Source organism: Paenarthrobacter sp. NPDC089322 (genome assembly GCF_040684895.1).
Classification (GTDB): domain Bacteria; phylum Actinomycetota; class Actinomycetes; order Actinomycetales; family Micrococcaceae; genus Arthrobacter.
In genome coordinates, this window is sequence record NZ_JBFBGW010000010.1 from 131,475 (window position 1) to 138,624 (window position 7,150).

At 64.5% G+C, this 7,150-nt stretch carries 7 protein-coding genes and 1 rRNA gene; 1 reads left to right on the forward strand and 7 read right to left on the reverse strand.

The window, feature by feature from the left end; translation table 11 throughout:
• Positions 1–125: 125 nt before the first annotated feature.
• The 6 genes from recN to AB0N65_RS12360 are packed head-to-tail and all read right to left on the reverse strand — an operon-like array spanning position 126 to position 5,825.
• A complete protein-coding gene (gene recN, locus AB0N65_RS12335; RefSeq protein ID WP_364161562.1) occupies positions 126–1,865 on the reverse strand; it encodes a DNA repair protein RecN in 1,740 nt (579 codons plus the stop codon).
• 3 nt (positions 1,866–1,868) lie between these two features.
• On the reverse strand, positions 1,869–2,909 hold the full coding sequence (locus tag AB0N65_RS12340; protein ID WP_364161564.1) for an NAD kinase: 1,041 nt from the start codon (positions 2,907–2,909) through the stop codon (positions 1,869–1,871).
• Positions 2,906–3,736, reverse strand: coding sequence for a TlyA family RNA methyltransferase (locus tag AB0N65_RS12345; protein WP_364161566.1), 831 nt, complete (start codon positions 3,734–3,736; stop codon positions 2,906–2,908). Before AB0N65_RS12345 ends, AB0N65_RS12340 begins: the two co-directional genes overlap by 4 nt.
• Before the next feature lie 3 nt (positions 3,737–3,739).
• A complete protein-coding gene (locus AB0N65_RS12350) occupies positions 3,740–4,006 on the reverse strand; it encodes a hypothetical protein (RefSeq protein ID WP_364161568.1) in 267 nt (88 codons plus the stop codon).
• Between the two features lie 9 nt (positions 4,007–4,015).
• A complete protein-coding gene (locus AB0N65_RS12355; protein WP_364161570.1) occupies positions 4,016–5,002 on the reverse strand; it encodes an HAD-IIA family hydrolase in 987 nt (328 codons plus the stop codon).
• Entirely contained in the window at positions 4,995–5,825 is an 831-nt protein-coding gene (locus tag AB0N65_RS12360) for a hypothetical protein (RefSeq protein ID WP_364161572.1), read from the reverse strand. Before AB0N65_RS12360 ends, AB0N65_RS12355 begins: the two co-directional genes overlap by 8 nt.
• A gap of 54 nt (positions 5,826–5,879) precedes the next feature.
• Here AB0N65_RS12360 and AB0N65_RS12365 point away from each other — a divergent pair, with 54 nt between their 5' ends.
• Positions 5,880–6,845 carry a hypothetical protein gene (locus AB0N65_RS12365; RefSeq protein WP_364161574.1) on the forward strand — a complete coding sequence of 322 codons (966 nt, stop codon included), beginning with the start codon at positions 5,880–5,882 and terminating at the stop codon, positions 6,843–6,845.
• A 211-nt stretch (positions 6,846–7,056) separates the two neighbouring features.
• On the opposite strand, the gene rrf is transcribed toward AB0N65_RS12365, so the two are convergent.
• Positions 7,057–7,150, reverse strand: a 5S ribosomal RNA gene (gene rrf / locus AB0N65_RS12370); the annotation flags it as partial.

The window sequence follows — 7,150 nt, forward strand, 5'->3', positions numbered from 1 at the left end:
CGGTCCGGATTCCCCAAATGGTCAATGGTTGCCCACGACGGCCCCTGCAATCAAGAGCAACGCGGGTTCGCATGCCCGCGTGTGATTGTGGTCGCAGTCCCCCGTCCGAGCTGAGGCAGCACGCCCTATGCCCGTTGGGGCAGCAGCTTGGCGTCGTCCAGCAGTTCCTGGGCATGCGCCTGGGCGGATTCAGAGTCTTCCTGTCCAGCGAGCATCCGTGCGAGTTCTTTGACCCGCTCGTCCTCGGACAGGAGCTGCACATCACTGGACGTGAAGCCGGTGGACGTTTTGCCGTCGCTGCCCCTCACCGAAGTCTTGGTGACGCGGATGTGCTGGTCAGCGAAGGCGGCAACCTGCGGCAAGTGGGTAACCACAAGGACCTGGACATGGCGGGCCAGCATGGCCAACCTGCGTCCGATTTCGACGGCGGCACGTCCACCAACGCCTGCGTCCACTTCGTCGAAGACAAACGTGGGGACGGGGTCGACGGCGGCCAATACGACCTCGATGGCCAGCATGACCCTGGAGAGCTCACCACCGGACGCACCTTTGCCCAACGGCCGTGCCGGCGCACCTGAATGCGGCTGCAACAGGAAGGCGATCTCGTCGGTGCCCCACGGTCCCAACGCTCCTGTGTCCTGCACCTCGATGACAAGCGTTGCATCCGCCATGGCCAAGGCCTTGAGTTCGGCGCTGACCCGGGAGGACAGGTCCTTGGCGGCTTTGGTGCGGGCCTTATGGATCGCCGCAGCCTGCTTGGCAAGGGAAGCCTCGGCGGACGCGACCTCCGCGTCCAAGGACTCGATGCGGCTGGAGTCGTCCTGCAACTCGTCCAGGCGCGTCCGGGCAGTGGCCGCCCACTCCAGAACTTCATCGATGCTGGGGGCGTATTTTCGGATCAGTTTCGCCAGCGCGGCGCGGCGTTCCTCGATCTCGGAAAGCCGCTCCGGGCCTTCTGTATCCAAGGCGGCCTGATAGCTGGAAAGTTCGGCGGCGATGTCGTTGAGGAGGAATCCAACCTCCGCGAGCCGCGATGCGGCCGCGCCCAGGGCCTCATCGTGATCGGCCACGTGCTCCAGGGTTCGCTTGGCAGCGTCCACCAGGGAAGTCGCGTCGCCGGACTCACTGAATTCCTCGGCAATGAGGGACTCGTGCGCCGAAGCAGCGGCAAGGCGAAGTTCCTCGACATTGGCCAGCTTGACCGCCTCGGCCTTGAGGCTTTCGTCTTCGCCCGGCTGCGGATCAATCTCATCTATTTCGGCGAGGGCGGCGTCCAGGGATTCGGCTTCACGCAGCCGCTCCCGTGCTTCGCTGCGCAAGGTTTCGAGTTCCGACTGGATGGACTTCCAATGGTTGTACAAGTCCTGGTACTCCCCCAAGGCCTTCGCCAAGGGTGCGCCCGCGAACCGGTCCAGCGCGTGCCGCTGCGCGGCGGCACCCTTCAAGCGGATCTGGTCCGACTGGCCGTGCACCACCACGAGGCTTTCGCCGAGTTCAGCCAAAACACCCACAGGCGCCGCCCGGCCTCCAACGTAAGCACGGCTGCGTCCATCGGCGCCGACGGTGCGGGCCAGCAGGAGCTCAGCAACGCCGTCAAACTCCTCGGCTTCACCACCTGCCTCTTTGGTACGCTCCACAGCGCCGTGGCCGGGATCCAGCTTCAGAACGGCTTCAGCGGAAGCGGACTTGGCACCGCTGCGCACAGCACCGGCGTCCGAACGAGCACCCAGGAGAAGCCCAACGGCGGTCACCACCATGGTCTTGCCGGCACCGGTTTCACCGGTCACCACGCTAAGGCCGGGTCCCAGGGGCAGGGCGGCGTCGGTGATGACGCCCAGATCACGGATTCGGAGTTCTTCGAGCATGCTTCACTTCGCATTCGTGGGATCGGTTGGCTCACCGCTCCCCGGGTTCCGGAGGTTCCCGGTCTCCCGGGGACTCGGCAAAGGAGCCGGTGACAATGTACGGATCACGGGAATGGGCCCTGTGTGGACTTCACCCTTCCGTGGTGCAGGGCCGCGCCATCCGTGGATGGGCAGCTGGAACTTGCGAACCAAGCGGGCGGAGAACGGAGTCATGTGGGTACGGGCGAGGCGCACCGGAGTGGCCGAACGCGTCACCTCCACACGGGCGCCCGGGGGCAGGTCCACGGAGCGCCTGCCATCGCACCACAAGACACCCAAAGCGTCGGTCCGGTTCATGATTTCGACAGCCAGCTTGGAACGCGGCGACACCACCAAGGGCTTGGTGAAAAGCGCATGGGCACTGATGGGCACAATGACCAAGGCTTCAACCTCGGGCCACACCACAGGCCCGCCGGACGAGAACGCGTAGGCAGTGGATCCGGTGGGGGTGGCCAGGACCACGCCGTCACAGCCAAACGACGTCAGCGGACGTTCGTCGACTTCAGTGACGACTTCCAGCATCCGTTCGCGGTTGGCTTTCTCGATGGCCGCCTCATTAAGCGCCCACGTGTGCCAGATCTTCTGCCCTTTGATCCACACCTGGACGTCGATGGTCATGCGCTCTTCCACCGTGTACTGGCGGCTCGCAATCCACTCCACCGTCTGGGCAAGGTCGGCGCGTTCGCTTTCGGCAAGGAAGCCGACATGGCCCAGATTCACGCCCAGCAGGGGCACGTCCACTTCGCGGACGAGTTCGGCGGCACGCAGGATGGTTCCATCACCGCCCAGGACCATGACCAGCTCAACGTCCTCCAAGCTGACATGGTCATGGAGGATCTCGATGGGTGTGTCCACGGCACCGAAGAAGCGCTCGACATCCGCCAATTCCGATTTCTGGAGGACGGGCACCAGGCCGGACGAGTGCAGTTGCGTACAGGCATCCCACGCTGCGCGCAGCGATTCCTCCCGCCCTGTGTGGGCAAGGACAAGTACATGCCTGCTCATCGGGTTTCCGCTTTCCAGTCGTTCGGCCAGAGATTCTTCAACAACGCAGCAACGTCCTCGTCCCGCTCTTCGATCTTAGGCAACACTTCCGACATCGTGCGTTTCATCCACAGGAAGTACTCAACATTTCCGTCCTGGCCAGGTAGCGGACTGGCCGCCAGGCCCTTCAGCTCCAGCCCTGCATCCACCGCAGCGCGCGCCACCTGGGCGACCGCCCGGCGTCGTTCATGTTCGGACGTTACGACGCCGGTGCGGCTCAGCCGTTCCTTGCCTACCTCAAACTGCGGCTTCACCATCAACATGAGGTCCCCGCCTGGCTCGGTACAACCAGCGAGCGGCCCCACGACCAGCGTCAAGGAGATAAAGGACAAGTCCGCGACCGTCAGCGCCGCAGGGCCGCCAATCTGTTCCGGAGCCATGTAGCGCACATTGAGGCCCTCATGGACGTCCACCCTGGGGTCCTCGCGGAGGACCGGCACCAACTGGCCGTGCCCAACGTCCACCGCCACGACGCGCGCGGCACCTTCGCGAAGCAACACGTCCGTAAAGCCGCCCGTGGAGGCACCGGCGTCGAGACACCGCTTACCGGCAACCACGACGCCGGGGAACGCCTCGAGCGCGCCCGCCAACTTATGCCCGGCACGGCTCACGTAAAGATCTTCAAGGTGGGAGGCAACACGCAACTCGGCATCCGGGTCCACGTGCAACGCCGCCTTGGAAAGGACGACGCCGCCCAAGCTGACCTTGCCGTCGCTGATCAGCTTGGCGGCGTGCGTCCGGGACCTCGCCAACCCGCGGCTGACGAGCTCCTGATCAAGTCGTGCCATTAATCAGTTAGTGCCTTCCGGGCGGGATGCGGGATTCGCGGCGGGCGGCAGGCCCGGCTCAGCATCCAGGGCTTCCATCAGGGAATCATGGATAGCCGTGTACAACTCGGCGTGTTCAGCCACCGGGGTGGTGCGAACTGTTTCCAAGACTCCTAATACGCTGTCGACGGACGCGTCGCCGGTGGAGCCGGCAGCTTCCGGCCACTCGATATCGGGCCCTTCGGCGGCAGTGTCGACGTTCGCATCGGCGGCAGTGTTGGGCTCGGTCATCGCACCAGTCTAGTGAGTCCGCCAGTCCAGCTGCGGACCCCGCGCTACCGGCGACTCAGGATGCGCAGTCCACCAGGCCGCACAGGCTGCGCGCCACGCGTCCAGGTCGTCCTCCGAGCCGATCACCATCACGGTGTCGCCATCGGCTACTGCCGATGCGGCCCCGCAACGGAAAGTGCCGTCGTCGCCGACAACCTCAGGGTAGGGAGCGTAAAGGTCCCCCAAGTCTGCCAGCACGTAATCGGGACGCTCGTCCGTCCGAGCGGCAAGGATCGTTTCCAAGGTATCCACGCCGGTGAGCACGGCCGCCGTCGAGAATCCCGCCCGGTTGCCACCCAGGATGTCGGTGTCCAAACGGTCGCCCACCACCAAGGGGCGACGCGATTCGAGCCGCTTGGCAGCCGCGTGGAAGAGGGGTGCTTCCGGTTTACCGGCCACCAAAGGTGCCTTCCCCGTGGCCGCTGCCACCGCCGCAACAAGAGTTCCATTACCCGGCGCCATCCCACGTGCCTGCGGAATGGACATGTCCGTGTTTGTGGCAAACCACATGGCACCCCCGGCGATGACGTATGACGCCTCGGCAAGGTCTTTCCAGCCAATCTCCGGGTTGAACCCCTGGACGACGGCGACCGGGGACTCCGCTGCGCTGTGCACGGGTTTGAGTCCCACAAGTTCGATCTCGTGGGCCAATGCAGCACTTCCCGTGATGAGAACATGCGACCCTGCCGGCAGCATGGATGCCAAGAGCTCCCCCGCCGCCTGCGAAGAGCTCACCACCTGATGGTCCTCGGCCGGTGCGCCCAACTCCCGCAAATGCGCTGCAACCTGGGCAGGTGTGCGTGAGGCGTTGTTGGTCACATAGCCGAGTCCCACGCCTACAGTGTCGAGCCGCTGCAACGATTCCACCGCACCGGGGATGGCGTGAGGACCGGCGTAGACCACCCCGTCGAGATCCGAAAGGACGGCGTCAAAAGACGAGATCAGCGCATCAGCCATTCCGGGAGTCGCTGCTTTCATCCCCGGCGGAACCGGTCTCGCTATCATCAGCCTCATCCGCGTCATCCGCCTCGGCGGAATCGATATCCGATTCAGGGTCATCCGACTCGAAGTAGTCAGATTCAGCGTCATCGATATCAACGTCGTCGTGGGCAGCGTCAGCGGCCGCGGCTTCCGCGATCACCGTTTCGCTTTCAGGCTTCACGACGTCGGCGTCCTCGGCTTGGGCTTGGACCCGCGGCTTGCGAGCGGCTGCTTCCTCCTCCTCGTCCCACCCGAGGTCGAGGATTTCGGGCTCAGCAAACTCGCCGACACCCAGCGCGTTCTCTGCAACAACCGCCTGGCGCTCCCACCTGGCTGCTTCGTCCGCCCGGCCCGCAGCGGTCAGCGCTTCGGCATAGGCGCGGAACAAGCGGGGGCTGTAGGAAAACGCACGGTTGATGTCGAGCTGCGGAATTTCGAGTTCTGCCACCGCAGCGTCCAATTGGTTGAGGTCCGCTCGCGCACCTGAGGCAACAATGGCCAGCTCCACCTTGCCGGGAGCGTCCAGGTCCTGCGCCTCGGGAGAACGTACCACGTCCAGTGCACGGTCCGGACGGCCAAGTCCACGCTCACAGTCAGCCATGACGGGTAGGTGCACATTGGAACCGCTGATCCTCCGGTACGTACGGAATTCGCGGAGGGCTTCACCGTAGTGGCCCGCAGCGTACGCCGTGAGTCCAACAGCCTCACGGACAGCGGATAGACGGCCACCGCGGCGGCTGGCGGCAAGGGCGTGCTGGAATGCCAGCTCCGGCTCAACATCGATCAACCTGCCAGCCATCACAAGGTGCTTGGCAACCCAACCTGCGTTCTGGTCCTCCAAGGTGTTGATCTGATGCGCCGTGGCACGATCGAGCTCACGGCCTGTAACGTCCTCGTCGATCTCCGGGGAACGCTCGCGGTCCGGCCGGTTGGCACTGCGGATATCCTTGGCGTTCGGAACGCGCGCCGGACGATCCTCGCGGAAGTTGGGGCGTTCGCCACCAAAGGAACGGCGTTCTCCGCCGCCGCGTCCGTCGCGATCACCAAAGCTCCTGCGGTCACCGTCGCGGGCCGGGCGATCACCATACGGCTTACGATCACGGTCACCAAAGGGCTTACGGTCCCCACCCTCACGACGAGGACCATCAAAGTTACGCGGACCACGCTCAGGACGATCACCGAAAGGCTTACGATCCCGCTCACCAAAAGGCTTACGATCGCCATCACGGGCCGGACGGTCACCAAAACCCCTGCGGTCACCATCACGGGCCGGGCGATCGCCAAACGGCTTACGATCACGTTCACTAAAAGGCCTACGATCACCACCGTCGCGACGCGGACCACGGTCGCCATCACGGGCGGGGCGATCACCAAAAGGCTTACGATCACGGTCGCCGTAAGGGCGGCGCTCGCCCTCACGGGCCGGGCGATCACCAAAAGGCTTACGATCACGGTCCCCAAAGGAGCGACGCTCATCGCCATCGCGACGAGGACCACGGTCAGCGCGGTCACCAAAGGGCTTGCGATCACGGTCGCCGTAAGGGCGACGCTCGCCGTCGCGGGCCGGGCGATCATCACCGTAGGCCTTACGATCACGGTCACCAAAGGAGCGGCCTTGGCCGGCTCCGTCGCGGTTGTCCCTGGAACGGAATCCCCGCGGATCGCCGCCGGAGTTGTTGTTAGCCCGGAAGGAACCGCGGTCGCCACGGTTCCCGCCAAAGTTCCCGCGGTTACCTCCGCGATTGCCGCCGTTGTGCTCAGCCATGGTGGATTCCTCCTGTTGCGAGCCGACCACTGGCGCGTGCGTAGTCGCTCATAACCCGTATTTCGTTGTCACGCCGCCGATAGCAAGTAGCTACCGACTCGTATGTCTTCTGCAATTCTATTGGACCCCACCCGTGCGATCGAACCCCAGAAGCCCCCGCGGAGGCTCTCGTGGCCAGTTTCACAGGCAGTCCGCGCCTGGGTGTTTTGTTGGTTAATGTGGGAGACCCCCCAACGTGGGTTGGGGGGTCTCGACCTGAATGGTTGTCCGGCGGTGTCCTACTCTCCCACACCCTCCCGGGTGCAGTACCATCGGCGCTGTGGGTCTTAGCTTCCGGGTTCGGAATGGGACCGGGCGTT

Excerpts from the sequence above, each read along its gene's own strand:
- AB0N65_RS12350 (WP_364161568.1), bottom strand. The coding sequence starts at position 4,006 with ATGACCGAGCCCAACACTGCCGCCGATGCGAACGTCGACACTGCCGCC.
- AB0N65_RS12360 (WP_364161572.1), bottom strand. The coding sequence starts at position 5,825 with ATGGCTGGCAGGTTGATCGATGTTGAGCCGGAGCTGGCATTCCAGCAC.
- AB0N65_RS12340 (WP_364161564.1), bottom strand. The coding sequence starts at position 2,909 with ATGAGCAGGCATGTACTTGTCCTTGCCCACACAGGGCGGGAGGAATCG.
- AB0N65_RS12345 (WP_364161566.1), bottom strand. The coding sequence starts at position 3,736 with ATGGCACGACTTGATCAGGAGCTCGTCAGCCGCGGGTTGGCGAGGTCC.
- AB0N65_RS12355 (WP_364161570.1), bottom strand. The coding sequence starts at position 5,002 with ATGGCTGATGCGCTGATCTCGTCTTTTGACGCCGTCCTTTCGGATCTC.
- recN (WP_364161562.1), bottom strand. The coding sequence starts at position 1,865 with ATGCTCGAAGAACTCCGAATCCGTGATCTGGGCGTCATCACCGACGCC.
- AB0N65_RS12365 (WP_364161574.1), top strand. The coding sequence starts at position 5,880 with ATGCGCCGTGGCACGATCGAGCTCACGGCCTGTAACGTCCTCGTCGAT.